The following is a 26,233-nucleotide window of genomic DNA, read 5'->3' as shown; positions in this document are numbered from 1 at the left end:
GGCTAGAGCCCCATTTCTTCGGCGGTGCACAGGCCCATCTGCCACGGTGTGGCGGTGATCAGCCAGGTGCCGTTGACCTTCTTCAGTTCGAAGACGTCCTGCGATTCGTAGGATTCGAAGAACAACCCGCCTTCGCTCCCGTAGGCCATGGATACGGTAATGGTCGACGTCTGTTCGGTGGTGGCCTCGCGAACCAGGCTGACCTGTGCGATCTCACCCTCGCTGGAGTAGGGGTCGCAGACCTGCTTGTCGCCGCCGTCCTCGACAAGCTTCTGCGCCGCGGACAGGTCCGAGGACTGGAACGCGAGCACGTAGCGCTGGACCACCCCGGTAGGGGTGTCAGCATCGCGCAGCGGAGGGGCGGGGCGCAGGGAAACAACAATCAGGGCGGCTATAATCAAGCCCACACTGAGCGTTGCCAGGGCGATCAATGCGCCCTTCGCAGGCATAGAAATACTTGTCATAGCCTAATTTTCTACTACCGCGGATTGATAAACCAGTACTGTGACATTGCGGTTTGATCAAGATCTCACCACTGGATTTGCCCCCATGGGCGATAATGGAGTGGTGACGACCCTGACTGATGTGCAAAGCGAAACGCCGACCCTCAAGCTGCCCCCGCTGCAGCTGGGCAAACTCACCATCGAGACCCCGGTGGTGCTGGCCCCGATGGCCGGCGTGACCAACCGCGCCTTCCGCCGGCTGTGCCGCGAATACGGCGGCGGGCTGTATGTCACCGAGATGGTCACCGCCCGCGCGCTGGTCGAGCGCAACCCGGAATCCATGCGCATCATCTCCCATGACGACGACGAGGACATCCGCTCCATCCAGATCTACGGCGTGGATCCGGCCACCGTCGGCGCCGCCGTGCGCCTGGTGGTGGAAGAGGACCGCGCAGACCACATCGACTTGAACTTCGGCTGCCCAGTGCCCAAGGTAACCCGCAAGGGCGGCGGCTCGGCCCTGCCGTGGAAGACCGACCTGTTCACCTCGATCATCGAGGCGGCCACCCGCGAGGCGGCCAAGGGAGATGTCCCGCTGACCGTGAAGATCCGCACCGGCATCGACAACGACCACCAGACCTACCTGGAATCCGCCAAGATCGCCCGCGACCACGGCGCCGCCGCGGTGACCCTGCACGCGCGCACCGCGGGCCAGTACTACGCCGGCCACTCCGACTGGTCGGCCATCACCACCCTGCGCGAGGCCATGGACGACATGCCGGTGCTGGGCAACGGCGACATCTTCAGCGCCGAGGACGCCATCGAGATGGTGGAGCAGACCGGCGCCGCCGGCGTCATGGTCGGCCGCGGCTGCCAGGGCCGCCCGTGGATCTTCGGCGACCTGCAGGCGGCCTTCGAGGGTCGTGCCGACCGCATCCGCCCCGGCGTGCGCAAGGTCGCGGACACCGTGTACCGCCATGGCGAGCTGCTGGCCGAGTTCTTCGAGGACGAGGGCAAGGGCATGCGCGACATCCGTAAGCACATCGCCTGGTACTTCAAGGGCTACCCGGTGGGCGGGGAGATCCGCTCCCAGCTGGCCCAGGTCCCGTCCCTTGCGCGCCTGCGCGAACTGCTGGACCAGCTGGATTTGGACCTGCCGTACCCGGGCGAGGCCGCCGAAGGCACCCGTGGACGCGCCGGCCACCCCAAGAAGACCCACGTCCCTGACGGCTGGCTGGACACCCGCACCATGACCGATGCGCACCGCGAAATGATCAAGGCCGCCGAGCTGGACATCTCCGGCGGCTAGGCCAGCTTCTACGCCGACGGTGGATAACCCCGGCGGCCCGCCAATTAGTCACTAGACTTGGAGCTATGACTCAGATCCCCGGATACACCGATGCCGATGCGGAACGCTGGGTGCCCGAGCCGGCCAAGAAATCCTACCGCACCGCCTTCGAACGCGACCGCGCCCGCGTGCTGCACTCCTCGGCGCTGCGCCGGCTGAGCGCCAAGACCCAGGTGGTCGCCCCGACCCAGGACGACTTCGTGCGCAACCGGCTGACCCATTCCCTGGAGGTGGCCCAGGTGGGCCGCGAGCTGGGCGCCGCGCTGGGCTGCGATCCGGACGTGGTGGACACCGCCTGCCTGGCCCACGACCTGGGCCACCCGCCCTTCGGGCACAACGGCGAGAAGGCGCTGGACAAGCTGGCCGCTGGCATCGGCGGCTTTGAGGGCAATGCCCAGACCCTGCGGCTGCTGACCCGGCTGGAAACCAAGACCTTCAGGCACAACGGCCACTCGGCCGGGCTGAACCTCTCGCGCGCCTCGCTGGACGCTGCCTGCAAGTACCCGTGGCTGCGCGCCGACGCTCCGCAGGTCGACGGGAAACCCACCCGCAAGTTCGGGGTCTACGCGGATGACGCACCGGTCTTCGACTGGCTGCGCTCGGTGCCCGAGGCCCAAACCGGCGTGGTGTGCATGGAGGGCCAGGTCATGGACCTGGCCGATGACATCTCCTATTCGGTGCATGATGTGGAGGACGCCATCGTCGGCGGCAACCTGCAGCTGCGCTGGCTGAAGCAAGACGCTGCCCGTGCGCGGGCGCTGCAGGTCACCAAGGACTGGTACCTGCCCACCACCGCGGAAGAGGACATCGAGGCGGCGCTGCGCCGCCTGGAGCAGAGCCAGGAATGGGTGGCGCACTTCGACGGATCGCGCCGCTCCATGGCAGGGCTGAAGGACATGACCAGTCAGTTCATCGGGCGCTTCGCCGCGGCCGCGATGGACGCCACCCGCGCCCGCTACGGCACCGGGCACCTGACCCGCTACAACGCGAGCCTGATCGTCCCGGAAGCCACCGCGCACGAGATCGCGGTGATGAAGGGCATCGCCGCCAGCTACGTGATGACTTCTGAGGGGCGCCAGCCGCTCTACGAGGACCAGCGCACGCTGCTCTCGGAACTGGTCCAGCTGCTGATGGAGACCGGCCGGGACAACCTGGAGCCCATCTTCGCCGCGGACTGGGAGGACGCGGCGGATACGGACGCGCAGCTGCGCGTGGTGATCGACCAGGTTGCCTCGCTCACCGACGTGTCGGCCACCCAGTGGCACTCCTACCTGGTCAAGGGCGAGGCCCCGGACGCAACGCTGTTTTAGAAGGGAATCATGGCAGGGCTGATCAAGCGCGAAGACATCGACGAGGTGCGCAACCGCACCGACCTGCGCGAGGTCGTCGAATCCTATGTCACGCTCAAATCCGCGGGCATCGGCTCCTTCAAGGGGCTGTGCCCGTTCCACGACGAGCGCAGCCCCTCCTTCCACATCCGGCCGCAGCTGGGCACCTTCCACTGCTTCGGCTGCGGGGAGTCGGGCGACGTCATCGCCTTCATCCAGAAGATGGACCACTCCTCGTTCACCGAGACCGTCGAGCTGCTGGCCGCCCGCATCAACTACGAGCTGCACTACGAGGACGGCGGCCCGGGCCCGCGCCGCGAGGACTACGGCAAGCGCCAGCGCCTGGTCGACGCGCACAAGGTCGCCGAGGAGTTCTTCCGCGCCCAGCTGGAAACCCAAGAGGGGGCCGCGGCGCGCGAGTTCCTCACCGGCCGCGGCTTCGACGAGCAGGCGGTGGCGCACTTCTCGGTGGGCTACGCGCCCAAGGGCTGGGACGGGCTGCTCAAGCACCTGCGCAGCCGCGGCTTCGTGGACGAGGAGCTGAAGCTCACCGGCATGTTCTCCGAGGGCAACCGCGGCATCTACGACCGCTTCCGCGGCCGGGTCATGTGGCCGATCCGCGACCTGTCGGGGGCGACCATCGGCTTCGGCGCGCGCAAGCTCTACGAGGACGACCAGGGCCCGAAGTACCTGAACACCCCGGAGACCCAGCTCTACAAGAAGTCCCAGGTGCTCTACGGGCTGGACCTGGCCAAGAAGCAGATCTCCAAGGGACGCCAGATCGTGGTGGTCGAGGGCTACACGGACGTCATGGCCTGCCACCTGGCCGGCATCACCACCGCGGTGGCCACCTGCGGCACCGCCTTCGGCACCGACCACATCAAGATCTCCCGCCGGCTGCTGCAGGACGACGGCACTGGCGGCGAGGTGATCTTCACCTTCGACGGCGACGCGGCCGGTCAGAAGGCGGCGCTGCGCGCCTTCGAGGAGGACCAGCGCTTCATCGCCCAGACCTACGTGTGCGTGGAGCCAACCGGCGCCGACCCCTGCGACCTGCGCCTGCACCGCGGGGACGAGGCGGTGCGCGAGCTCATCGAGAACAAGCGCCCGCTGTTCGAGTTCGCCATCCGCGCGGAGCTGAAGAAGTTCAACCTCGACACCGTGGAGGGGCGCGTCCAGGCGCTGCGCCAGACCGCGCCGATCGTCGCGGCGATCCGCGACTCGGCGATCCGCCCGGCCTACGCCCGCGAGCTGGCCGGCTGGCTGGGCATGAACAACGAGGACGTCAACCGGTCGGTGGCAGCGTCCATCAAGCGGGCCAAGCTGCCGCGCAACGCCGCCGCGGCACAGCCCCCGGCACACGCCCAGGGCCACGCGCCGGGAGCCCAGGCGGCGCCCGCCTTCGAGCGCCCGGACAGCCGCGACCCGGTGATGCGCCTTGAACGCCAGGCCCTGGAAGTTGTCATCCAGCAGCCGCAGCGCCTGGCGGATGAGCAGTGGCAGGCCTTCTACGAGGCGCGCTTCATGGCCCCTGCCCACGCCGCGGTGCATGACGGGATCGTGGCGGCCTCCACCGCGGGCGCCTCCGCCGCTTCCTGGGTGGAGGTCATCCGCGAGGAGGTGCCCGAGCAGCTGCGCAGTTTCGTCTCCGAGCTTGCGGTGACCATCATTCCGGCGCTGGACGAGCACAACCTGAATCGGTACTGCTCGGACATCATCAACGGATTGATTGAGCTTCAAATCACACATCGCAAGGCGGAGCTGATCGGCAAGCTGCAGCGCGCCGAGATGGATCCGGACGGCAACGAATATTCCCAGATCAACAAGGAATTGATGGAGCTGGAGATGCGCCGGAGGATCCTTCGCGGAACCTAGCGCACCGATTTTGCATTCGGGAATACCTCGGGTAAAGTTATATCTCGTTGCAATCCTCCATAGCTCAATTGGCAGAGCATTCGACTGTTAATCGAAGGGTTACTGGTTCAAGTCCAGTTGGAGGAGCCAAGGAAAATCTCCCTGCCGTATCACACGGCTGGGAGATTTTTGTTTCCCCGGAAATCAGTGCTCCCAGAGCCTGCGCGATTCCAGGTACCAGAAGTAGGCGAACAGCCCGATCTGGAACCATTCAACGATGAACACCGCCTGCCGCACCCCCAGCCAGACGAGGACCGGCCAAGCGGCAAGGCCCGCTCCCATCAGCCAGAGGATCGCCGCGTAGTGGGTCCGCCGTCCACCGCTGGTGTCGCCGTCGCACAGGCCCCCGGTTCCCAGATGGCTGGCGATGGCCACAGCCATCGAGCACACCAGCAGGAACGCCGCGGTGATATGGACGCCGGCAAAGTACGTTCCCTCGATAACCCGCCAGATGACCAGCAGCAAGAATGCTGCCAGCAACAGCCCGCACAAAATCATCAAGAAGCGCCGCCGCGGCGTGCCCAGCAGGTCGGGGCTCGGCCAGCGCCGGGTCCGCCGGCCCAGATAGGCAAAGACCGCGGTGACGATGAGCACCGCGATGATGGCCACGCGCACGGACAGGACGGCGCGTGAACGCCCCGCCTCATCGAGCAGGGCCAGCGAGGCTTCGAAGCGGGTGGGAACCAGCGCGACGAACATGGCGTAGAACCCCGCCAGGTTCAGGGCCAGATCCTCCATCGGCGCGCCGGAGTACACGACCAGCAGGATGCCGGTGGCGACCACCATGGCGACGAACAGGTCCCGGGCCGGTCCGAGGTAGTAGGAGCTGATCGAGTCCTCGATCCGGTGGTTCACCACCGCGTAGATGAGAATCGCGACGATCAGCAGCAACGGCACGACCAGCAGCATCAGCCGCACGTAGCGCAGGGTCTCCAGTCCGTGGGGACGATCCGTCATGTTGCCCATAACCGCATTCTGCACCGGGGCGGCAGGCTCTGGCTAGGGGAAAGGGAGGGAATATCGAGTGGGGCCATTCTGTAGGTTGCCCTTGGAATGATGAATTCCAGGTCGTTCAAGACCTCGGCAGGCAGGAGGGCTGCACCTTCTGCCGCTGCTGAAACCCGGTGCGCCGAGCGCGCCATCATCACTCGAGGAATCATTCATGTCTGTTGGAAATCAGCTGGACCCCGGCCCCCAGATGCCGGCACCGGCACCCGCCCCTGTTGCGAAGTCGTCCGCCGGAAAGGGCCTGGGCGTCGCGGCCTTGGTCATCGGCATCGTTGCACTGTGCCTGTGCTGGGTGCCGATCGTCAACAACTTCGCCGCGGTGCTGGGCTTCATCTCCCTGGTCCTCAGCGTCATCTCGCTGATCATCGCGTCCAAGAAGAACGGCGGCAAGGGACTGGGCATCGCCTCGACCGTCATCGCCGTCGTGTCCATCGTGCTGGTTTTCGCCACCCAGGCCGCCTACGTGAAGGCGCTGGACGAGCTGTCGGCCACCATCGAGGATGCCAGTGACGGCGAAGTCGCCGCGTCCGAGGAAGTGCTGGAACAGGCGCAGGATCCGGCCCAGGCTCTGGGCCTGGGGCAGTCTGCCGGCATCGGCGAATACACGGTCAGCGTGGATGCGGTGAACCTGGAAGCCGACAAGGAAATCGCCGCCGCGAATCCGTTCAACGAGAAGCCCGAGGGCCAGTACGTGCTGGTCGACCTCACCACCGAATTCAACGGTGCCGAGGAGGGCGACCCGTGGATCGACCTGACGGTCGAGCTGGTCGGCTCCGATTCGCGCATCTACAGCACCACGAGCAGCATGGCGGTGACTGAGCACCCGGCAACGGATGTGCCGACCCTGACCGCCGGGGGCGAAGGCTCCTACCAGCTGGCATTCGACGTGCCTGCCGCGGCGGTCGAGGACGCCAAGATCCGCGTGACCGAAACGCTGTCCTTCAAGGACGAGTCCGGCCTCTGGGCCACCAAGTAGATCCAGCTCGCACGAACAGCCGCAGGATTGAATCCTGCGGCTGTTTGTTTTTGGCCGTATCGTCCGCTCGTGGCCTCAGCCGCGGGTCTTGCTCCTGAATACGAACAGGGAGACGACCCATGCCGCTGCGAGCAGGCCCAGCAGCCAGGCCACGGAGACCCAGATCGACGCATCCAGAGCGGCCCCGGTGAGCAGCGAACGCAGCGAATCAACGATGGCGGTGATCGGCTGGTTCTCGGCGAACCAGGCTACTGCGCTCGGCATGGAATCGGTGGGAACGAACGCCGAGCTGATGAACGGCAGCAGGATCAGCGGGTAGCTGAACGCGCTGGCCCCGTCCACGGTCTTGGCGCTGAGCCCGGCGATAACCGCGATCCACGTCAAGGCCAGGGTTGTCAGCAGCAGCAGGGCCGCGGCGGCCAGCCAGTCCAGGACGGTGGCCCGGGGCCGGAAGCCGGCCAGGAAGGCCACGCCGATGACCAGCAGCAAGGAGACGGCGTTGGCCGCCAGCGAGGTCAGCACATGGCCCCACAGCATGCTCGAGCGGGAGATGGGCAGCGAGCGGAGCCTGAGCATCATGCCCTCGGACATGTCCAGGAACAGCCGGTAGGAGGTGTACGCGACGCCCGAGGCGATGGTGATGGCCAGGATTCCGGGCAGCATGTAGTTCACGTAGGATTCGCTGCTTCCGGTGTTGATCGCCCCGCCGAAGACGAAAACGAACAGCAGCATCATGGCAATCGGGGTGATCGCGGTGGTGATGATGGTGTCGGGGCTGCGCAGGATGTGGCGCAGCGAGCGTCCGGTGAGAATGCGGGTGTCGTGCAGCGCGGCGATGCTCATGATCAGGCTCCTTCCGGGGCGCCGGCGGAGCCGACGAAGGTCAGGAAGATGTCTTCCAGCGTCGGTTCCTTGAGAACGTGTTCGATCGTGGCCGGCGGCAGCAGCTTGCGCAGATCGGCCAGGGTGCCTTCCTGGATGATGGTGCCGTCGTGCAGGATGGCGATCCGGTCCGCCAGCTGTTCGGCCTCGTCCAGGTATTGGGTGGTCAGCAGCACGGTGGTCCCGGAAGCCGCCAGCTCGCGGATGATGTTCCACATCTGGATCCGGGACTGCGGGTCAAGGCCGGTGGTCGGCTCATCCAGCAGCACCAGCGGGGCGCCTCCGACCAGGCCCATGGCCAGGTCAAGCCGCCGGCGCATGCCGCCTGAGTAGGTCGAGGGCCGGCGGGCGCCGGCTTCGGTGAGGTCGAAGCGTTCGAGCAGCGCGTCGGCTGCCCGCTCCGGGTCCGGATCCCGGCGCAGCCTGGCAAGCAGGATCAAGTTTTCCCGGCCGGTGAGCACGCCATCGATGGCGGCGAACTGTCCGGTCAGGCTCAACGACTCGCGCACCTGGCGGGGCTGGGCCGCGGTGTCGAAACCGTTGACCAGCACCTGCCCGGCGTCGGCGGACAGCAGCGTGCTGATGATCTGGACCAGCGTGGTCTTGCCGGCTCCATTGGACCCCAGCAGCGCGTAGATGCTTCCGGCGGGCACTGCCAGGTCCACCCCGCGCAGCACGTGCAGGTCCTTGTAGGACTTGCGCAGCCCGTGGACCTCGATTGCCTGCATGGCTACTGCCCTTCTTCCTTCCGTTCGGCCTGGTCGATTGCCTCGATCAGCCGGGTGCGTTCCTTGTCGATCCAGCGCTGGCCTCCGTAGGCCGCGGTGAATTCCTCGGCGAATTCCACCGGGTTCTCACCGACGATGTCGCGTACCGGAGTGCCGGCCGCGGCGGCATCCTCGAAGAGCTCGGCCAGGTCTCCGAGCATGGCGACCAGGATGTCTCCGTCGGTGACTGCGCCCTGGTAGAGGAAGTAGCGCTGCAGCGCGGCGGCAGTTTCCTTGTACGGGGAGGCCAGTGCCTCCAGCCGCGCGACGTTGCGCTTGTACTGCTTTTTCTGTTCCAGGGATCCGGTCATCATTTCGATCCATTTGGCTGCCATGATTCAGTGTCCTTTACTTTCGTGGGGGAGGTTGTCGATGCGGCTGACCAGCTCGTTCCAGGTGGACCAGAAGTCCCTGAGCTGGGCCCTGCCTGCATCGTTGAGGGTGAAGACCTTGCGCGGCGGCCCCTTGGCGGAGGGGACCTTGTCCACCGCGACGAGTTTCTTGGTTTCGATGCGGATCAGCAGTGCGTAGATGGTGCCTTCGGCGATGTCGGTGAAGCCGCGTTCGCGCAGTTCAGCGGTGATCTCGTAACCGTACGCGGGGCGTTCAGCGAGGATCGAGAGGACAATGCCTTCAAGGGTGCCTTTCAGCATTTCGGTCATCTGTGTTCCCATGGCATCTCCTGTCTACTTAGCGATGTTGAGTACAGGTAGATAGTAGAACTCAGTAGTAGTAGTTAGCAACACTTAGTAGTGAAGTTTTTTCCAGTTCAGGGCAATCGCGGTTCCCACATGGAATTGGGCGCGCACAAATTTTCCGGTCGGAAGACCCCGACAACTAACTAGGCTGGGAACCATGGACGATGCAGCAAGATGGCGGTTGATTGATGAGGAACGCCAGCGCCTGGACAACGTGCTGGCGGCGCTTCAGCCCGGGCAATGGGAGCTGCCGACGCTGTGCGAGGACTGGGACGTGCAGCACGTGGTCGCGCACCTCAGCGCGGCGGGGTCCACCGCGACCCCGGGGTGGCTGGTGAACATGGCACGCTCGGGGTTCAACACCGACCGGCACAACACGCGGCTGCTGGCCGGCCAGCTGGGGCGGGACTTCTCCGAAACCTTGGCGCGCTATCGCCTGGCCCGCACCCGCCGCATCGCCCCGTTGGGCTCCAGCCAGGGTTTGCTCGGCGAGGTGCTGGTGCACGGGCAGGACATTGCCCGGCCCAACAACCTGGCTTTGGAGCCATCGGCCCCGGCGGTGCGGGAGGTCGCAGAGTTTTTCGCAGCCAAGGATTTCGCGGTGAACAGCAAGGGCCTGGTCAAGGGGCTGGCCCTGGTTGCGCTGGACAATGATTTCGCCACCGGGGCCGGCCCTGAAGTGCGCGGAAGCCTGCTGGATCTGGTGATGGCAATGGCCGGGCGGCGCGAAGCCTGCCCCCGGCTCGAGGGCGACGGAGCCGCCGCCCTCGCCGCCCGCATCGGGTAGGGCGCCGCAGCGGAACACAGCATGGTCCCGGCGTGGCGCCCGTAGAGAAGAAAGGGCTACTTCATGGCAACGAGCGCCGAAGCCAACGGGTTCTCCAACTCTCCGGCATACAGCAGTCCGCCGGACTGGTCCGCAAGATTCAGCATCTGCTGGTTGTTGCGCAGCTGGAGGCGGTTCAGGCAGGAGAGCGGGAATGCTTGAACGAACAGCCCCAACCGGTCGAAGTCCTCGGCGAATAACGGGTACGCGCTGCGGTAGCCCAGCAGGCGCTGGGAGACAATGCGCCAGAAGTCGTCCTCGCCCAGCACCTCTTCGGCATCCAGCAGCGGCGCGAGGAAGCGGAAGAACGAATCGAAGACATCGGTGAAGATCGACAGCACCGGGTCGCCGCCGGTGCGTACCCGGCGGATCTCATCGGGCAGTTCAACCCTGTCCGAGAGCACCGCAATCTCCTCGCCCAGGTCCTTGAGCAGCACCCGCTGCACCGCCCCGTCCTTGAGCACCAGGATGACGTTCTCGCCATGCGGCATGAACACCAGGTCATAGGCGGCCAGGCAGTGGACCAGGGGAACCAGATACGCGTCAAGGTAGGCGGCCAACCACTGCTCGGGGTCCAGGCCGCTGCTGCGGATCAAGGCCGCGGCGAAAGACCGGCCCTGGTCATCGACGTGCAGCAGGCTTGCCATGGTGGCCAGGCGCTCGCCGTCGGCCAGCGCGCCGATAGGGGATTCCCGCCACAGGGCTGCAAGCATCTTGCGCTGCGCCGCCGAAGCGTCGGTGGCTGCCTCGAACTGGGGGTTGCGGTATCCCACCGCGGCGATTTCGCGCAGCAGCGCCACCGGCTGGGTGGAAAGCACCGCGTCCTTCTCGAAAAGCTCGCCCAGCCATTGGTTGATCGCCGGGGTGGCCTTCATGTATTCGGCGCTCAGGCCCCGCATGAAACCCATGTTGAGGATCGACATGGCTGTCTTCACGTAGTGCCGTTGCGGGGTATCGACGTTGAAGAAGGTGCGGATGGACTGCTGCGGCTGGTAGTGATCCGCGCTGGCGCCCAGCCAGATCAGCTTCCGGGCGGCGATGTCGTTCGCAAAGGTGATGGACAGCCTGTTCTCCCACTGCCATGGGTGCACCGGCATCAGGATGTAGTCCGCTGCGGTGTCGCCGGTGTCGCCGGTGTCGCGGAGTGCGCGCTCCAGCACCCCCTCCAGCCGTGCGCGTTCGCCCGGGTCCAGTTCATCGGCCAGCAGGCCATCGTAGTCCAAGGTGTCGATCGAGCTGAAATGCGCCCGCGAACGGTGGGCCGCGACCCAGCCCAAGGGCAGTGCCGTTCCCGTCTCCGGGGCGTAGCGCAGGTAGTCTGCGCGGCCCAATCCCATGCGCCCGTTGTTGGCGACGAAGCATGGATGTCCTTCGGTCATAGCCGCTTCGATCCGCTGGAACGACTGCGCTGCAGTGCCGGCGAGCTGCGCCAGCTGCGCGCTGGAGTGCGAGGCCTGCAACTGCTTGTAGCAGTGGCTGCTGAGCGTCGAGGAGAGCTCTTCCAGGTAGGTGGGCAGCTGCGCTTCGCTCAGGGTGAGCTCCTGGCGGTAGAGCGTGACGAAATCGAGCACGTCGACCCCGGCCGGCTGCCAGGAACCGTCAGCGAAGCGTTCATGGATGATCGAGGACGGCTGCACCAGCCAGTGGTTCATCCGGTACCGCCCGGCGGTGAACCGGTAGCGGTGCCCGTCCTTGTGCAGGCTGTACCACTGCTCGCCGTGCTCTGCCGGTTCCAGCAGCCGTTCATGGCTGAATTCGCCCAGCGCCTTGGCCAGCACATGGCGGTTGGCGCGTTCCCAGCGCTCGGGGGACAGCACGGTACCGGTCAGTACCGCACCGGTGGCCTGTTCGAATTCAGCGCGGGTGATGATCGACAGCAGCGCATGCTTGGTGCCGCCGTCCGCCTCGGTCAGCCGCACCGGGCCAACGGGCCTGAAGCCCACCCTGGCATTGAGCGCATGGATCGACTTGTTGCGCAGGTCCGGTTCGACGATGATCCGCTGCACCCGCGGATCGTCGAAGCCCTGCTGCACGGCGGCGGCCAGGGCACGGTAGGTGAACCCCGCTTCGGGTGCGGTGGCGGCCGGGGCCAGGAAATGCAGACCGAGATCGCCGGGAATGTGGCGGTAGGCACCGGCCAGCGGGGACTCCAGCGGATCGTAGAGTTCCACCAGGAAGCGGGGATCCTGGTGCTCCAGTCCCAGCAGCACTTGGTAGCGCGGCGTGTCCAGCAGCTGCGCGTAGGCCGACTCCACCTGTGCAGCGGTGGCGTGGCGCATTCCCCAGAACGCGGCGTGCTCGGTGGCGATCCAGGAATGCAGCAGCTGCGTGTCGTGCGGCAGGCTGACGGTACGGAATTCAAAAGTCATGGGTGCTCCTAGGCGTGGGTGGCCGTTGCGGTGGGCAGGGTGTCGAGGGACGCGGCGCCGAAGCGCTGGAAGGCGATGCGTTCTTCCACCGGGTAGGCGGTGCTCCTGGTGATCCGGTTGAGCAGCACCGAATTGCGGTAGGCGCCCATCCCCAGATCGGGGGCGGTGAACCCGTGGGTGTGCAGCTCGGCGTTCTGCACGAAAATGTCTTCACCGATCCCGTACTCCCGGTCAACGTCCAGCCGTCCGTCGGGCAGGGTGTTGATCCGAGAGCTGATTCCGGTCAGGAAATCGGGCAGCTGGCTCTTGTAGCCGGTGGCCATCACCAGCTCGTCGGTGACGAAAGACAAATCCTGCGCCGTGCGTTCGTGGCGCAGCTTCACGGCCAGGCCTTCGGGCCGCAGCTGGATGTCGGTGGCGGCGCACCCGGTGCGCAAATGGACGTCGGGGCGGCCGGCCACGCTGCGTTCGTAGAGCTCGTCGTAGATCTCGTTAACCAGGTCCGCGTTGATGCCCTTGTAGAGCCCCTTTTGTTCGGCGGCCAGCTGGTCGCGCGACTCCTGGGGCAGCGCATGGAAATGGTCGATGTATTCCGGCGAAGTCATCTCCAAGGTCAGCTTGGTGTATTCCAGCGGGAAGTAGCGTTCCGAACGGGTCGCCCAGATGAGGTGGTCTTCGTCCGGCAGGTTGCGCAGCAGGTCCAGGAAGATCTCGGCCGCGCTCTGCCCGCTGCCCAGCACGGTGGTCACGTGCGGGCGTGCCGTGCGCGGCTGCAGCAGGCGGTCGCGATGGCTCAGGTAATCGCTCGAATGGACGGCGCGGGCCGCGGCGCCCTCGCCGAGCACCGGCGGGAGGTAGGGCTGGGAACCGGTGCCGAGCACCAGCTTGTCGCAGCTGAATTCGTCAACGCCCCCGGCGCTGAGCACGGAGAGGCGGTAGCTGCCCGCGGAGTGCTCGACCGCCAGCACCCGGTGGCCCAGGTGGACGCTGGCCAGTTCCCCGGCGGCCCAGGCGAGGTAGGCGCTGTACTCGGAGCGCAGGGCATAGAAGTCTTCGCGGATGTAGAACGGGTAGATGCGGCCCTGCTGCTTGAGGTAGTTCAGGAACGAGAACCGGCTGGTAGGATCCGCCATGGTAACCAGATCGGCCATGAAGGGGACCTGGAGGTGGGTCCCGGGCAGCATCATGCCCGGGTGCCAGCTGATAGTTTCCCGGGCTTCGAAAACGGCCAGGCTCAGCTGGTCCAGCGGTTCGGCCAGCGCTGCCAGACCGAGGTTGAAGGGGCCGGCCCCGATGGCAATGACGTCAAAATGCTTCACAGTGATACTCCAGCTTCGAAATCGGAAAGTACTTCGCGTCCTGCCTTGCAGATGGCATCGAGGATGGCGCTGATATCGGACAGGGACGTGTTCGGGTTCAACAAGGTGAGCTTGAGCAGGCGCTCGCCGTCGTGGGTGGTGGCGGCGATCATGGCTTCGCCGGAGGCATAGAGCCGGTGGCGGATCTGGTCGGCGAGCTGGTTCTTCTGCGCCTGCGGCAAGGAAAGATGCGGTGGGTTGAAGGCGAAGACCAGCGTGCTCAGCTGCACCGGGGCGGCCAGCCGCAGCTCGTCGCGCAGGGCCACCTCGCGCTCGGCCATCTCCGCCAGCTCGATCACCTGGTCGAACATGGATCCCAGCCGGTCTGCGCCCAGCGTGCGCAGCGTCGTCCACAGCTTCAGGGCATCGAAGCGGCGCGTGGTCTGCAGGGACTTGTCCACCTGATTGGCGCTGCCAGCGGCTTCGGAGCGCGGATTGAGGTACTCGGCGTAATGGGCGATGCAACCGAAATCCCGGCCGCGGGCCAAAATGAGCGCGCTGGATCCGATGGGCTGGAAGAACGACTTGTGGTAGTCCACCGTCACGGAGTCCGCGGATTCGATGCCGGCCAGACGGCTGCGGTGGTGCCGGGAGATCAGCAAGCCGCACCCGTAGGCGGCGTCGACATGCAGCCAGGTTCCGTGCTCCGAGGCGATGCGCCGCAGTTCGAGCAGTGGATCGATGGCGCCGAAGTCGGTGGTGCCGGCCGTTGCGCTGATGCTCATCGGCTGCAGCCCCGCCTGCAGATCCGCATCGATCTGCCGGCGCAGGGCGGCTGGATCCATGCGGTGCAGGCAGTCGGTGGGAATCGCTACGGCTGCCTCGCTGCCCAGGCCGAGCAGCATGGCGGCATCACGGATGGAGAAATGGGCATCGGCAGAGCAGTAGATCCGGAGCCTCGACAGGCGGTGGGGCAGCGGACCGTCCAGCTTGGAGGCCGCGATGTTCCGGGCGATCAGCATGGCTTGGAGGTTTGATTGGGTGCCGCCGGAGGTGAAGATCCCATCCGCGCCCTGGACATCGAAGCCGATGAGCCCGGCGGTCCAGTCCACGAGCTTGCGTTCGATCAAGGTTGCCCCGGCGCTTTGATCGAAGGTGTCCATCGACGTATTCACGCTGGTGACCACTGCCTCGATGGCTGCCGCGGGGATAGCCACGGGGCAGTTCAGATGGGCGGCGTAACGGGTGTCGTGGAAGTAGATCGCATCGCGCAAGTAGAGATGCTGGATTTCCTCCAAGGCCTCGGTGAGATTGCCCAGCGGGCTGTTCAGGTCAACCGCCTCGATGGCCGGCCGGAGTTGATCTGGGGTTGCGCCGGTGGCGGGGGAGGCCACGGTGGATAGCTGCGCGGCCACATGGCTCACTACGCGGGCGGTCTCGGTTTCGAATTGCGCCGCGGTCTGCGCGCATAACAGCGAGCTGTCGCCGGGCGGCGAATCGACGGTGACTCTTTGCATGGAAGGCATTGGCGTACCCATGTGTATGCTCCTCAGCTTGGCGGATATGTATGGTCAGGCTTACCTAACGAAAACTATTAACAACATAGGATAATTAGTTAATGCAAACCGGGTAACTCGAATAGAAAGTTTCGTGACGCAGGGGTCGTTGGCCAGCATTCTGTGGTATGGGAGCAGGTTTCTCACCCGTTTGACTTGGTGGTTTCAGTGCTCCGTGCGCCCGACTCGGCGCCGGTAACGGAGTGTTTTCCGCCGAATCGGTCAACTTGAAACTTTGAGCTAATCGATCGACATGCATGAGAGGGTAAAAATGGCACCTTGACTGGTAAGTTTCAGTAACCAAAGGAGGGTCCGCATGCCTGATCTGCACAAGTCGCAACGAATGCTGCTGCGCTCGAATGCTGCGGACGCCGCTGGCAGAAATCTTGGTGATTTCACCGTGGAACTGCTCTTCATTTCCACGTTGGCAGCCGACGCCTTCGACATGGGTCTGCTCAACGCCCTGGGAACGCTGGCGTTCGTGGCGGCCACGCTCCCAGCGGGATATTTGGTCGATCGGCTCGGGCCATTGCGGGTTCTGCGGCTTGGTCTCGGAGCCAAAGTCGCGCTCATGGTGTGCCTGCTGATCCTCAGCGCCGCCGGGGCGCTGAGCGTCGCGCTGGGGCTGGTCTTGGCGACACTTCTGGGCTTCTGCAACGTTTTCAGCGAAACATCCCAAGCGGCCGCCGCCCCGGCGCTGGCCGATGAGCGGACATCGATGGCCAGGCTCATTGCGCGGCTGGCCGCCGCCGACCAGGCCTTGAGCATCATCATTCCTGCAGCTGCGGGAACGCTGTTCGCGCTTTTGGGCGCTCCGCCGTTGCTGGCTGCCGCCGCAGCCCTGCTGCTCGCGGCCTTCGGCACCTCGTGCGCGGTCCGGGGGAAGACAGCTACGCGTCCAACCGAGACTGAATCCGTGGGAAGCGCTTCGCGACAGGGGGCCTTCCCCGCCGGTTTGCGATACGTGTGGGACAGCCCGGTACTCAAGGCGCTGACCTTGAGCGTCGCGTTCTCCAATTTGGGACTGGCGATCGGCTCCGCCGTCGAAGGACTTTTTATCATCAATGAGCTGGGGCTGGGCGCTGCAGGGTTCGGCCTGTATGCGGCGCTGGGCGGGCTCTCCGGGCTGGCAGGTGCCCTGCTGGCACCGCGGTTGGCCGAAAAGTTTACGCCACGCGAGCTCGCCTTGCCGACCATCGCTGGACAAATTGTCTTATCGGGGGTGGTGCTTGCCGCCGGATTCGCTGCGCCGCCGCTGGCCATCATTCTGCTCGTGGTACATGCCGCAGGATGGGGCGTGCTCATCTTGGTGTTCAATGTGTCAATGGCAACGTGGGTGGCTGAGATTACCCCGGAACAGCTGCTGGGGCGCGTGACCAGCGCACGTCGTTTGTTCACCTTCGGCGTCGTGCCGCTCGGAGGCCTGCTCGGTGGAGGGATCGGCGCGGTCTTCGGAATTCGCGCGGCCTTGGGCGCCTGGGTACTGGCGAACGTCCTGGGATTGGTTTGCTACCTGTCGCTCGCCATGGCGGGCCGGCGTGCGCAGGATCCGTCTGTCGATGAAGAAGTCCCCGAACCGTAGCGGATAGGCTTAACTTCCCATACGCTGCCAACGACAAAGGCGACTCACCTCGTGAAACTCGTGATCGATGCCCGATATACCCGCATTACCCACCACGATGGGATCAGCCGTTTCACGGCAGGGCTGATCGCGGCGGCCTCCGAGCTGGCCGAGGTCACGATGCTGGTCAACGATCCGAGGCAACTGCCGATGCTGCCGGACGTGCCCTACTTGAAGGTGTCATCCCCAACCAGCGCACTGGAGCCGCTGGTGGCGTTGCAGGTCAACAAGCTGAACCCCGACGTCGTGTTCTCGCCGATGCAGACCATGGGAACCTTCGGTCGCAAATACCCGGTAATCCTGACCCTGCATGACCTGATCTATTATTCGCATCCCCATGCCCCGAAATTTCTGCCGGCTCCGATCCGGCTCGGCTGGTTCCTCTTCCACCAGGTGTATTGGCCGCAGCGCTGGCTCCTGAATCGGGCGGATGCGGTGGCCACGGTCTCCAATACGACAGCCTCCCTGATGCGCAAGCACAACCTGACGCGCAAGCACATTGGATTGGTCTCGAATGCGCCCAGTGGAACCTTCGCTCGGCGCTCGGAAACTGCCGAGCCCAAGAAGACCCTGCTGTACATGGGTTCATTCATGGAATACAAAAACGTCGAGACGCTGCTTGCCGGCATGGAATTCTTGCCCGACTTCGAACTGCACCTGCTGAGCGGAATCGCAGAGCAGCGCCGCAGCGAACTTGAGCAACAGATGCCCGAGGGGGCAAAGGTCATCTTCCATAACGGCGTCAGCGACCAGGAATACGAAGAGCTCTTGGGAGAATGCACCGCCTTGGTGACCTTGTCGCGTGAAGAGGGCTATGGGCTGCCGCTGGTTGAAGCCATGAGCATGGGAACTCCGGTGGTCGCCACCGACATGCCGATCTTCCGGGAGGTCGCGGATGATGCAGCTCTCTTTGCCGCACCAGACGACCCCCGAGGTTTTGCGGACCAAGTGCGCCGGTTGGCAGATCATGAGACTTGGAGCCGGTATTCGCGACTCGCGGTGCTGCGCGCAGAAAATTATTCCTGGGAGCGCTCTGCCCGCCAGTTGATCGAGCTCGCGGAATATGCTTCAAATCACAGGGCAAAGTTGAGGGGGAGCGCGGGAAAAGCTTTCCGATCCAAGCGGTGAAACCCGGAAATTCAAGGCGAAAATACCCATCGGGCGCGGGGGCGCCGCCGATTTGAAAACCCGGCTTGGCCAGTGATAAAGTATATCTCGTTGCAATCCTCCATAGCTCAATTGGCAGAGCATTCGACTGTTAATCGAAGGGTTACTGGTTCAAGTCCAGTTGGAGGAGCGAAATAGACCTCCCAATCGCCTGTGGTGATTGGGAGGTTTCTCTTTTTCGTAGACAGAAGTGCTCAGGTACTGGTCAGGGCACGCACAAATTTTTGCATCGCTTATAGTCAGCCGGTTTCAGGCGATAGACTTTCGAACGAGAACAGATACACCCGTGGCATGAGATCGAGCCATGAGTATTACGCCTGAAGACTGAGTCGCCCGCGACAACTGGAGTGCTAGCGTGAGTACTACCGGTTATCCGGCGATCAAGAATATGGAGAAACCATGTCTGAAGCTGAATCGACGCAGACTGATGAAAGTCTGAAGTCGAGCGTCAAGAGTGCCAAAGCGCAAGTTGAAGGCCTCAAGGAACTTGTTCCGCAGCAGATCTCGGACGAACTCAAGCTCGCGACAACCTTGCTCAAAAGCAAGGGCATCAGCCTGGGCATGGCCGGCGCCATGGCAGGCGCGGCCTTGGTCCTCGTCCTGCTTTTCGGCATTGCCGCCGTGGTCACGTTGATCAACGTACTGGCAATTTGGCTCCCCGGCTGGGCAGCAGCGCTGATCTTGGCCGGATTCTTCCTGATCCTTGCCGCAATTCTGGGACTCGTCGGATACCGCAAGATCAAGAAGGCCATGCCGCTCAAGCCTGAAGCAGCGATCCGCGGCATCCGCCACGATATCGGTGTTCTCAAGGACGGCAGCAACTTCGACGTCAGCACCTTGGACGAACCGCTGAAGAAGAAGTCCGAAGACGCCGAAGGCAAGGACTCCAAGCCCAGCGAGCCGAAGCCTCCGGCACCAAGCGCCGACGAGCTCATCCTGCGCACGAAGCGGCGCCGCCGCCAGATCCAGGCCCTGCGCGACAACCTCGGCGAAAGCATCCAGGTTCCGTTGGCCAAGGTCGACAAGGTGCGCCACTTCGCTGAGAGCACCGGTGAGCGCGTCAGCAATGCCGCCGCCAAGGCACGCAGCTTCGTTCGCCCGTCATCCACTGCCGGTGAAGACCTATCGGAGTCCGACAGAGCCGCTGCAGAACGCATGGAAAAAGCCAAACCTCTCGTCGTAGCAGCAGGATCGGCAACCGCCTTGGCGGTTGTGATCCGCAAGCTCTTCAAGCGCTCCTAGGCTTTGATGCCCAGGGCGGACACGCAACGCCTCGCGGCATGAAAACAACAAGGCCAGAAAGGCACTGACATGGTTTGGATCGCTATTACAGCGGCTCTATGCAGTGCCTTTTGCCTTGCCTTCGGTGCGCATTTCCAAGCCATGGCCGTGCGCAATTCAGTGGGCGGGCTCGACCTGAAGATCGGGAACATCAGCAAGCTCGTGTCCAACGGACGCTGGATGAGCGGATTGCTCCTGATGGTCCTGGGCATGGCGCTGAATGTCTTCGCACTGGCGAACGCTCCGCTGACGGTCGTGCAGCCGATCGGCGCCATCGCCTTGGTCATCACCGCCTTGGTCAATGCCAGGGAATCCGACCTGACGATGAACCGGCCCACGGTACTGGCAATCGCCAGTTGCATGGTCGGCTCGGTGGGCTTCGTGCTCATGGCCATCATGGTGACGAATACCAACCAGAGCATGACGCGGGCCGAAGCCCACCTGATCGAATTCATCCTCGCCTGCGTGGTGGTTGCGGTGGCCCTGTGCACCGTGCTGTTCCACAAAAAGCTCGGGGCCTTCTTCTACATCGCCGGCGCTGGAATCCTGTTCGGGTTCGTCGCCGTGCTGGTACGCATGATTGCCGTGGCAGTCCTGGATCTGGGGGACTCCAGCCTGTCCAAGCTGCCGTGGCTCGCCGGACTCTCCGTGGTCGTCGCAGGCTTGATCGGCTCGTATTTCGTGCAGAAGGCCTACTCCAAGGGGCCTCCTGATCTGGTCATCGCGGGACTGACCGTCATCGACCCGATCATCGGCATTGCCATCGGCGTGATCATCCTCGGAGAGCTCCGGCCGGATGTTCCGGTATTGATCTCGCTGGCCATGCTGGTTGCCGGCATTTTGGCAATCATCGGCGTGGTGGCCCTGTCCAGGCACCATCCCGACGTCATCGAACGGCGGGCCAAGCATGCAGCGCAGGGCAGGAAGAGCCCGCAGGGCGAACAAGAATAGCAGTGCTTCGCAGCACGCAATGGAATCTGTACATGTTGAACGACAAAGGATGCTTGTGGCCGAGGATAAACCGCTGACCATCGTCATCGCCGCCGATACCTACCCGCCGGATGTCAACGGCGCCGCCATGTTCTGCTACCGCCTGGCTACGGCCATGCACGAACGCGGACACCGGGTCCACGTTTTGGCCGCGCGCGGCGAGTCCGGCCGGACCTACACCGAGGTTCGCGACGAGGCCATCGTCCACCGGCTGAAGTCGCACTCCGTGCCGACCCACGATTATTTCCGCATCGTTTTCCCGTGGGAGGTCAATCGGCAGATCGATAAGCTGCTGGCGGAGATCAAGCCTGACGTAGTGCATGCGCAAAGCCATTACATGATCGGCCAGCACACCATCGCCTGGGCGCGGAAGAACAAGGTCCGCTCCATCGCGACGAATCACTTCATGCCCGAGAACCTGGATCCATTCCTCCCGTTCCCGGTCTGGTTCAAGAAGATCGTCGCGCACAACTCGTGGCGGGACATGGGAAAGATCTTCGGCCGCGCCGAAGCCGTCACCACACCGACGCCACTGGCCGCGAAGGCCATGCGCGAACGAGCCCGGCTCAAGGACGTCCTTCCGCTGTCCAACGGGATCGAGGTCGGGAACTACGAACTGGCTGCAGGGGAGACCGTCTCCAAGAACGCGGAGCCGACCATTCTCTTCGCAGGCCGCCTGGCCGTGGAAAAGAACATCAACGAGTTGATTGAAGCACTGCCGCTGATGCACTCGGTGCCGAACGCGATTCTCGAGATTGTCGGAGGCGGAGAGCAGCGCAAGAACCTGGAACGCATCGCGGCCGAGCAGAAGGTCAGCGACAGGGTGCGATTCCTGGGCCATGTATCGGACGAGGAATTGCGCAAGGCCTACCTGCGCTGCGACGTGTTCTGCCAGCCGGGCACCGCAGAACTGCAGTCGCTGGTGACCTTGGAGGCGCTGTCCGCGTCCAAGCCCGTGGTGCTGGCCAACGCCATGGCCCTGCCGCACCTGGTAGATGAGGGCGTCAACGGCTACATGTTCACCCCGGGCGACCGGCAAGACCTTGCAAAGAAGCTGGAGAAGGTCCTGCAGCTCGACGAAGCTGGCCGGGCCAAGCTGGGCAAGGCTGGGCACCGCAAGGTGCTGAACCATGCGCAGGAGAAAACAATGAATGCCTTTGAAGCCCTGTACCGCGGACACAAGGTGACCATGCACTAATTGGGTTCGGGCCCGTGCGCCGAATCGGCGTTTGGGCTGGTGATGCCCTAGAATATTTCGAGTGTGCTTCCCCTGAAACTTCAGGAAAGCTCGCGGATGGGGAGTTAGCTCAGTTGGTTAGAGCAGGGGACTCATAATCCCTTGGTCGTCGGTTCAAGTCCGTCACTCCCTACATCTCGGGTCGCCCGGTGATCTGCGCCAGCAGATCGCCGGGCGATTTTTCGGTTTCAAGTCTTCAGTGAATTGCCTGCAGTCCTGTTGAAACGGCGCAAGCCTAATGCAAAGGCAACAGGATCGATGGCCGCAGATCCCTGATAAGCAGCGCCGGATCAATGTATTCGCCATCGAGTCGGACACCCCAGTGCAGGCAACGCTTCGAGCAATGCGCTCCGGTGGCCACGGTTCCGACGTTGTCTCCCGCCTCGATCCAGGCGCCGGCCGCGAGCTCGCTGCTGACAGGTTCCAGGCTGGTGACAAAACCAGAGCCGTGGTCGATCACAAGCACTGGTCGGTCCACGACCGTGGAACGGAACGCGACCTTTCCCCGGTGGGGTGCCAGCACGCTTGTGTCCTCGGCTGCCCGCAGGTCCACACCGCGGTGCCCGGCGAGCCATTTCTGTTCGGGCTTGTCGAACGGGGTCAGGATTGCGGGCTCGCCGGCCAGCGGCCATTGCCATCCCGGGCGGGCGGCGGCTGTGGGCAAGGAGCCTTGTGCGGCCGTGTTGCCAGATGTGCCCGCGGCAGTCAGCATGATGCCCAAAATCAGCAGTTGGATCAGTGCGAGTACTCGAAGGGGTTTCATGGATCCACCCTGCGATGCCCCGGGCCGACCGGTGTTGGATTCACCGCTGATTGTGGGCAGCGCGGTGGGCGCTAGATCACCTTGCTCTCGGGCGAAGCGGCCCCTGGGGGTGTAGTACACTGAAAAGTGCAGTTTTCTGTCAGAGGTGTGTCCAAAATCGGATGCTCCGGGCAGGAAATTGACTTCGCGCATGAAGTTCTTCCTCGCGCAAGCGGGGAAGCCGGCCGTTCCAGTGGTCCGAGAGAATCGGTGGACGGCGTGCGGAATGCCAAGCATTCCGGGGTTCATGCCAGGGCGGATGTTCACAATGTACATCTGCAACAACCCAAACAACTAGGGCAGTTACCGCGGGCGTTCGTGCGCCCGGTCCGCTACTGCTGAAAGGAGTTGCGACATGCCAGTCGTAACCATGCGAGAGCTGCTGAACAGCGGCGTACACTTCGGCCACCAGACCCGTCGCTGGAACCCGAAGATGAAGCGTTTCATCCTGACCGAGCGCAACGGCATCTACATCATCGACCTGCAGCAGTCGCTGTCGTTCATCGACCGCGCCTACGACTTCGTCAAGCAGACCGTTGCACACGGCGGCTCGGTGCTGTTCGTCGGCACCAAGAAGCAGGCTCAGGAAGCAATTGCCGAGCAGGCTAACCGCGTTGGCCAGCCATACGTGAACCAGCGCTGGCTCGGCGGTATGCTGACCAACTTCCAGACCGTCTCCAAGCGCGTTCAGCGCATGAAGGAACTGGAAGAGATCAACTTCGACGACGTTGCCGGTTCGGGCCACACCAAGAAGGAACTGCTGCTGCTGAAGCGCGAGCTGACCAAGCTGCAGAACAACCTCGGTGGTATCCGCAACCTGACCCGCACCCCGTCGGCTATCTGGATCGTTGACACCAAGAAGGAACACCTGGCAATCGACGAAGCTCAGAAGCTGGGCATCCCTGTTGTCGCCATCCTGGACACCAACTGCGATCCTGACGAAGTCACCTACCCGATCCCGGGTAACGACGACGCCATCCGCTCCGTCAACCTGCTGACCCGCGTTGTTGCCGACGCAGTGGCAGAGGGCCTGATTGCCAAGAACAACAAGGCTGCAGGCAAGACCGAGGGCGCCGCTGAGCCACTGGCTGAGTGGGAGCGCGAGCTGCTCGAGGGCGAGAAGGCCAAGGCCGAGGCTGCTGCCGAGACCGAGGCTCCAGAAGCCAAGTAGTCACTTCCGTGACTTCTGGAGTTTCCCTTTAGGCACTAGCGTGCTGTGAAGGGAAACTCCACACTCTCGTGGGACGGGTTGGGTATCCGACCCGTCCCACGAGCAAACTAACTTGAAACTCCTAGCTGAATGGGATTGCACGTGGCAAACTACACCGCTGCTGATATCAAGGCACTGCGCGAGCGCACCGGCGCCGGCATGATGGACGTTAAGAAGGCTCTGGACGAGGCCAACGGCGACGCCGAGAAGGCCATCGAGATCATCCGCGTCAAGGGCCTGAAGGGCGCTACCAAGCGCGAAGGCCGCTCGACCGCCGAGGGCCTGGTTGCCGCCAAGGTCGAGGGCAAGGCCGGCGTCATGATCGAGATCAACTGCGAGACCGACTTCGTTGCCAAGAACGACAAGTTCATCACCCTGGCCAACAAGGTCCTGGACGCAGCTGTCGCCTCGGGCGCAGCCGACGTCGAGACCCTGCTGGCTTTCGAGGTTGACGGCAAGACCGTTGGCGACACCGTCATCGAAGAGGGCGCAATCCTCGGCGAGAAGGTTGTTGTCCGCCGCGTAGCACGCGTTGAGGGCGAGCACGTTGCTGCTTACCTGCACAAGACCAGCAAGGACCTGCCTGCCCAGGTTGGCGTGCTGCTGGCTGTCGACTCCGCTTCGGAAGCTGCTGCTGCCGTGGCCCACGACGTTGCAGTGCACACCGCCGCAATGGCACCGACCTACCTGACCCGCGACGAGGTTCCAGCAGACAAGGTTGCCGACGAGCGCCGCATCGCTGACGAGACCGCTCGCGCCGAAGGCAAGCCAGAGGCCGCCCTGACCAAGATCGTTGAAGGCCGCCTGACCGGCTTCTTCAAGGAGCTTGTCCTGGTTGACCAGGCCTTCGCCAAGGATGCCAAGAAGTCCGTTGGTTCGGTTCTCGAAGAGGCCGGCACCAAGGCTGAGGCCTTCGCTCGTTTCCGCGTAGGCGCCTAAGCTTCACCGCCGAAGGCAATCGCACGAAATGTGTTCGCGGCCGCTAGCCGGCCGCACTAGAGAAAAGGGAGGTGGGCACCGAGCATACACTCGGTGACTCGCCTCCCTTTTCTCGAGCCCGGATCTCAAGGTAGCTTGGGACTCGGGATGATCCCCTCACCACAGAATTACCAACTGCAGGAGTTAGACCCCATGTCAACCAGCCCAGAAACCAAGCGTCGCCGCGTACTGCTCAAGCTCTCAGGAGAAGTTTTCGGCGGCGGCAAGGTGGGCGTCGACCCGAAGACCGTGCGCGGCATCGCCGAGCAGATTGCCCAGACTGTGGGCGAGGTCGAGGTGGCGATCGTCGTCGGCGGCGGCAACTTCTTCCGCGGCGCCGAGCTGTCGGCTTCGGGCATGGACCGCTCCCGCGCAGACTACATGGGTATGCTCGGCACCGTGATGAACTGCCTGGCCCTGCAGGACTTCCTGGAGCAGTGCGGCGTCGAGACCCGCGTGCAGTCGGCCATCGCCATGGCCCAGGTCGCGGAGAACTACATCCCGCGCCGCGCAATCCGCCACATGGAAAAGGACCGCGTGGTCATCTTCGGCGCGGGCGCCGGACTGCCGTACTTCTCCACCGACACCGTCGCGGCCCAGCGCGCCCTGGAAGTCGACGCCGACGAGGTGCTGATGGCCAAGTCGGGCGTGGACGGCGTGTATACCGCCGATCCCAAGACCGACCCGACCGCCACCAAGCTCGACACGCTGACCTACACCGAGGCGCTGGTCAAGAACATCCGCGTGATGGACCAGACCGCCATGACCATGTGCCAGGACAACAAGCTGGACATGCTGGTCTTCGGCATGGAAGGTGAGGGCAATGTCACCCGCGCCATCCGCGGCGAGCGAATCGGCACCACCGTCACCGCATAAGCGGTGAACGTGGCATAGGATTGTTCTAGATTTATTTTCCCTTGGTGGAAACAGCAATGAGTACTTGAGGAGTACCGGTGATTGACGAAACCCTGGCGGAAACCGCCGAAAAGATGGACCGCACCATTGAGGCCGCGAAGGAAGACTTCGCCACGATCCGCACCGGCCGTGCACACCCTGGCATGTACTCGAAGGTCATGGTGGACTACTACGGCTCGCCGACCCCGCTGCAGCAGCTGGCTTCCTTCGCCGTGCCAGAGGCCCGCACCATCACCATCACCCCGTTCGACGTGACCGCCCTGCGCGAGATCGAAAAGGCGCTGGGTGATCCAGAGGTCGGCGCCAACCCGTCGAGCGACGGCAAGATGATCCGCGTGACCCTTCCGGTGCTGACCGAGGAGCGCCGCAAGGAGTACGTCAAGCTGGCCCGCGCCAAGGGCGAGGATGCCCGCGTTGCACTGCGAAACCTGCGCCGCAAGGCCAAGGACGCCATCGACAAGTTCGTCAAGGACGGCGAGATCGGCGAGGACGAGGGCAACCGCGGTGAAAAGGACCTGGACGCACTGACCAAGAAGCACGTTGACGCAGTCGACGAGATTCTGAAGAACAAAGAAGCCGAGCTGCTGGAAGTCTAATGCCAGGCTCGACAGATCACACT

Annotated in this window: 24 protein-coding genes and 3 tRNA genes; 17 read left to right on the top strand and 10 right to left on the bottom strand. The window is 63.9% G+C overall.

Annotation, left to right across the window (positions count from 1 at the left end; genetic code table 11):
* Window positions 1-2 precede the first annotated feature (2 nt).
* Complete coding sequence (locus tag RF641_RS03505; RefSeq protein ID WP_047118573.1) at window positions 3-464, bottom strand: hypothetical protein; 462 nt, start codon at window positions 462-464, stop codon at window positions 3-5.
* A gap of 103 nt (window positions 465-567) precedes the next feature.
* On the opposite strand from RF641_RS03505, the gene dusB reads away from it, so the two are divergent.
* The 4 genes from dusB to RF641_RS03485 all read left to right on the top strand — a co-directional run bounded on the left by dusB (window position 568) and on the right by RF641_RS03485 (window position 5,123).
* The gene (gene dusB / locus RF641_RS03500; protein WP_113606695.1) at window positions 568-1,752 is read left to right on the top strand and encodes a tRNA dihydrouridine synthase DusB; all 1,185 of its coding nucleotides are present in this window, start codon (window positions 568-570) and stop codon (window positions 1,750-1,752) included.
* A 65-nt stretch (window positions 1,753-1,817) separates the two neighbouring features.
* On the top strand, window positions 1,818-3,101 hold the full coding sequence (locus RF641_RS03495; RefSeq protein ID WP_047118574.1) for a deoxyguanosinetriphosphate triphosphohydrolase: 1,284 nt from the start codon (window positions 1,818-1,820) through the stop codon (window positions 3,099-3,101).
* Window positions 3,102-3,110: 9 nt separating this feature from the next.
* Window positions 3,111-4,994 carry a DNA primase gene (gene dnaG / locus RF641_RS03490; protein ID WP_424572502.1) on the top strand — a complete coding sequence of 628 codons (1,884 nt, stop codon included), beginning with the start codon at window positions 3,111-3,113 and terminating at the stop codon, window positions 4,992-4,994.
* A 53-nt stretch (window positions 4,995-5,047) separates the two neighbouring features.
* A tRNA-Asn gene (locus RF641_RS03485) sits at window positions 5,048-5,123 on the top strand.
* 54 nt (window positions 5,124-5,177) lie between these two features.
* On the opposite strand, the gene RF641_RS03480 is transcribed toward RF641_RS03485, so the two are convergent.
* Complete coding sequence (locus RF641_RS03480) at window positions 5,178-5,999, bottom strand: hypothetical protein (protein ID WP_053797608.1); 822 nt, start codon at window positions 5,997-5,999, stop codon at window positions 5,178-5,180.
* A 196-nt stretch (window positions 6,000-6,195) separates the two neighbouring features.
* Here RF641_RS03480 and RF641_RS03475 point away from each other — a divergent pair, with 196 nt between their 5' ends.
* The gene (locus RF641_RS03475; RefSeq protein WP_113606693.1) at window positions 6,196-7,017 is read left to right on the top strand and encodes a DUF4190 domain-containing protein; all 822 of its coding nucleotides are present in this window, start codon (window positions 6,196-6,198) and stop codon (window positions 7,015-7,017) included.
* Window positions 7,018-7,092: 75 nt separating this feature from the next.
* On the opposite strand, the gene RF641_RS03470 is transcribed toward RF641_RS03475, so the two are convergent.
* From RF641_RS03470 to RF641_RS03455, 4 genes are read right to left on the bottom strand one after another with little or no spacing between them, the layout of a single operon-like run.
* The gene (locus tag RF641_RS03470) at window positions 7,093-7,860 is read right to left on the bottom strand and encodes an ABC transporter permease (protein ID WP_424572501.1); all 768 of its coding nucleotides are present in this window, start codon (window positions 7,858-7,860) and stop codon (window positions 7,093-7,095) included.
* A gap of 2 nt (window positions 7,861-7,862) precedes the next feature.
* A complete protein-coding gene (locus RF641_RS03465; RefSeq protein ID WP_424572500.1) occupies window positions 7,863-8,627 on the bottom strand; it encodes an ABC transporter ATP-binding protein in 765 nt (254 codons plus the stop codon).
* 2 nt (window positions 8,628-8,629) lie between these two features.
* Window positions 8,630-9,001, bottom strand: a complete 372-nt coding sequence (locus RF641_RS03460) for a DUF1048 domain-containing protein (protein WP_161447623.1) — start codon at window positions 8,999-9,001, stop codon at window positions 8,630-8,632.
* A 3-nt stretch (window positions 9,002-9,004) separates the two neighbouring features.
* Window positions 9,005-9,340, bottom strand: coding sequence for a PadR family transcriptional regulator (locus RF641_RS03455; RefSeq protein WP_047118257.1), 336 nt, complete (start codon window positions 9,338-9,340; stop codon window positions 9,005-9,007).
* A gap of 181 nt (window positions 9,341-9,521) precedes the next feature.
* Between RF641_RS03455 and RF641_RS03450 the strand changes: the two genes are divergently transcribed.
* Entirely contained in the window at window positions 9,522-10,151 is a 630-nt protein-coding gene (locus tag RF641_RS03450) for a maleylpyruvate isomerase family mycothiol-dependent enzyme (protein ID WP_047118258.1), read from the top strand.
* Window positions 10,152-10,207: 56 nt separating this feature from the next.
* Here the strand turns inward: RF641_RS03450 and RF641_RS03445 are convergent, their stop codons facing one another.
* The 3 genes from RF641_RS03445 to RF641_RS03435 are packed head-to-tail and all read right to left on the bottom strand — an operon-like array spanning window position 10,208 to window position 15,395.
* A complete protein-coding gene (locus RF641_RS03445; RefSeq protein WP_424572499.1) occupies window positions 10,208-12,559 on the bottom strand; it encodes a GNAT family N-acetyltransferase in 2,352 nt (783 codons plus the stop codon).
* Between the two features lie 8 nt (window positions 12,560-12,567).
* Window positions 12,568-13,878 (bottom strand): lysine N(6)-hydroxylase/L-ornithine N(5)-oxygenase family protein, encoded by a 1,311-nt coding sequence (locus RF641_RS03440; RefSeq protein ID WP_231735982.1) that lies wholly within the window; start codon window positions 13,876-13,878, stop codon window positions 12,568-12,570.
* Window positions 13,875-15,395: a pyridoxal phosphate-dependent decarboxylase family protein gene (locus tag RF641_RS03435; RefSeq protein WP_424572498.1), complete on the bottom strand. Its 1,521-nt coding sequence runs from the start codon at window positions 15,393-15,395 to the stop codon at window positions 13,875-13,877. The genes RF641_RS03440 and RF641_RS03435 overlap by 4 nt, the downstream gene beginning before the upstream one ends.
* A gap of 334 nt (window positions 15,396-15,729) precedes the next feature.
* On the opposite strand from RF641_RS03435, the gene RF641_RS03430 reads away from it, so the two are divergent.
* The 7 genes from RF641_RS03430 (at window position 15,730) to RF641_RS03400 (ending at window position 21,842) form a co-directional block, all read left to right on the top strand.
* Window positions 15,730-16,995 carry an MFS transporter gene (locus RF641_RS03430; protein WP_047118260.1) on the top strand — a complete coding sequence of 422 codons (1,266 nt, stop codon included), beginning with the start codon at window positions 15,730-15,732 and terminating at the stop codon, window positions 16,993-16,995.
* A gap of 51 nt (window positions 16,996-17,046) precedes the next feature.
* Window positions 17,047-18,162, top strand: a complete 1,116-nt coding sequence (locus tag RF641_RS03425) for a glycosyltransferase family 4 protein (protein ID WP_047118261.1) — start codon at window positions 17,047-17,049, stop codon at window positions 18,160-18,162.
* Window positions 18,163-18,258: 96 nt separating this feature from the next.
* Window positions 18,259-18,331, top strand: a tRNA-Asn gene (locus RF641_RS03420).
* Window positions 18,332-18,600: 269 nt separating this feature from the next.
* A complete protein-coding gene (locus tag RF641_RS03415; protein ID WP_052772603.1) occupies window positions 18,601-19,443 on the top strand; it encodes a phage holin family protein in 843 nt (280 codons plus the stop codon).
* Window positions 19,444-19,512: 69 nt separating this feature from the next.
* Window positions 19,513-20,433, top strand: coding sequence for a DMT family transporter (locus tag RF641_RS03410; protein ID WP_424572497.1), 921 nt, complete (start codon window positions 19,513-19,515; stop codon window positions 20,431-20,433).
* Between the two features lie 49 nt (window positions 20,434-20,482).
* Complete coding sequence (locus RF641_RS03405; RefSeq protein WP_047121034.1) at window positions 20,483-21,670, top strand: glycosyltransferase; 1,188 nt, start codon at window positions 20,483-20,485, stop codon at window positions 21,668-21,670.
* 98 nt (window positions 21,671-21,768) lie between these two features.
* A tRNA-Ile gene (locus tag RF641_RS03400) sits at window positions 21,769-21,842 on the top strand.
* Between the two features lie 102 nt (window positions 21,843-21,944).
* Here the strand turns inward: RF641_RS03400 and RF641_RS03395 are convergent.
* Window positions 21,945-22,664 (bottom strand): M23 family metallopeptidase, encoded by a 720-nt coding sequence (locus RF641_RS03395; RefSeq protein WP_342352843.1) that lies wholly within the window; start codon window positions 22,662-22,664, stop codon window positions 21,945-21,947.
* Window positions 22,665-22,866: 202 nt separating this feature from the next.
* Here RF641_RS03395 and rpsB point away from each other — a divergent pair, with 202 nt between their 5' ends.
* The 4 genes from rpsB to frr all read left to right on the top strand — a co-directional run bounded on the left by rpsB (window position 22,867) and on the right by frr (window position 26,210).
* Complete coding sequence (gene rpsB, locus RF641_RS03390; protein WP_047121036.1) at window positions 22,867-23,682, top strand: 30S ribosomal protein S2; 816 nt, start codon at window positions 22,867-22,869, stop codon at window positions 23,680-23,682.
* Between the two features lie 141 nt (window positions 23,683-23,823).
* Window positions 23,824-24,660, top strand: coding sequence for a translation elongation factor Ts (gene tsf, locus RF641_RS03385; RefSeq protein ID WP_047121193.1), 837 nt, complete (start codon window positions 23,824-23,826; stop codon window positions 24,658-24,660).
* A 192-nt stretch (window positions 24,661-24,852) separates the two neighbouring features.
* Entirely contained in the window at window positions 24,853-25,575 is a 723-nt protein-coding gene (pyrH, locus tag RF641_RS03380; protein ID WP_047121037.1) for a UMP kinase, read from the top strand.
* Window positions 25,576-25,652: 77 nt separating this feature from the next.
* Window positions 25,653-26,210 carry a ribosome recycling factor gene (gene frr / locus RF641_RS03375; protein WP_047121038.1) on the top strand — a complete coding sequence of 186 codons (558 nt, stop codon included), beginning with the start codon at window positions 25,653-25,655 and terminating at the stop codon, window positions 26,208-26,210.
* The last annotated feature ends 23 nt before the right edge of the window (window positions 26,211-26,233 follow it).

The organism is Arthrobacter sp. 'calajunan' (genome assembly GCF_046940185.1).
GTDB lineage: Bacteria > Actinomycetota > Actinomycetes > Actinomycetales > Micrococcaceae > Glutamicibacter > Glutamicibacter soli.
This window is presented reverse-complemented; position numbering and strand designations above follow the sequence as displayed.

Coding starts and splice junctions, on each gene's coding strand:
- RF641_RS03505 (WP_047118573.1), bottom strand. CDS start 464: ATGACAAGTATTTCTATGCCTGCGAAGGGCGCATTGATCGCCCTGGCA.
- RF641_RS03495 (WP_047118574.1), top strand. CDS start 1,818: ATGACTCAGATCCCCGGATACACCGATGCCGATGCGGAACGCTGGGTG.
- dnaG (WP_424572502.1), top strand. CDS start 3,111: ATGGCAGGGCTGATCAAGCGCGAAGACATCGACGAGGTGCGCAACCGC.
- RF641_RS03480 (WP_053797608.1), bottom strand. CDS start 5,999: ATGGGCAACATGACGGATCGTCCCCACGGACTGGAGACCCTGCGCTAC.
- RF641_RS03475 (WP_113606693.1), top strand. CDS start 6,196: ATGTCTGTTGGAAATCAGCTGGACCCCGGCCCCCAGATGCCGGCACCG.
- RF641_RS03470 (WP_424572501.1), bottom strand. CDS start 7,860: ATGAGCATCGCCGCGCTGCACGACACCCGCATTCTCACCGGACGCTCG.
- RF641_RS03465 (WP_424572500.1), bottom strand. CDS start 8,627: ATGCAGGCAATCGAGGTCCACGGGCTGCGCAAGTCCTACAAGGACCTG.
- RF641_RS03460 (WP_161447623.1), bottom strand. CDS start 9,001: ATGGCAGCCAAATGGATCGAAATGATGACCGGATCCCTGGAACAGAAA.
- RF641_RS03455 (WP_047118257.1), bottom strand. CDS start 9,340: ATGGGAACACAGATGACCGAAATGCTGAAAGGCACCCTTGAAGGCATT.
- RF641_RS03450 (WP_047118258.1), top strand. CDS start 9,522: ATGGACGATGCAGCAAGATGGCGGTTGATTGATGAGGAACGCCAGCGC.
- RF641_RS03445 (WP_424572499.1), bottom strand. CDS start 12,559: ATGACTTTTGAATTCCGTACCGTCAGCCTGCCGCACGACACGCAGCTG.
- RF641_RS03435 (WP_424572498.1), bottom strand. CDS start 15,395: ATGGGTACGCCAATGCCTTCCATGCAAAGAGTCACCGTCGATTCGCCG.
- RF641_RS03430 (WP_047118260.1), top strand. CDS start 15,730: ATGCCTGATCTGCACAAGTCGCAACGAATGCTGCTGCGCTCGAATGCT.
- RF641_RS03415 (WP_052772603.1), top strand. CDS start 18,601: ATGTCTGAAGCTGAATCGACGCAGACTGATGAAAGTCTGAAGTCGAGC.
- RF641_RS03410 (WP_424572497.1), top strand. CDS start 19,513: ATGGTTTGGATCGCTATTACAGCGGCTCTATGCAGTGCCTTTTGCCTT.
- RF641_RS03405 (WP_047121034.1), top strand. CDS start 20,483: ATGCTTGTGGCCGAGGATAAACCGCTGACCATCGTCATCGCCGCCGAT.
- RF641_RS03395 (WP_342352843.1), bottom strand. CDS start 22,664: ATGCGCGAAGTCAATTTCCTGCCCGGAGCATCCGATTTTGGACACACC.
- rpsB (WP_047121036.1), top strand. CDS start 22,867: ATGCCAGTCGTAACCATGCGAGAGCTGCTGAACAGCGGCGTACACTTC.
- pyrH (WP_047121037.1), top strand. CDS start 24,853: ATGTCAACCAGCCCAGAAACCAAGCGTCGCCGCGTACTGCTCAAGCTC.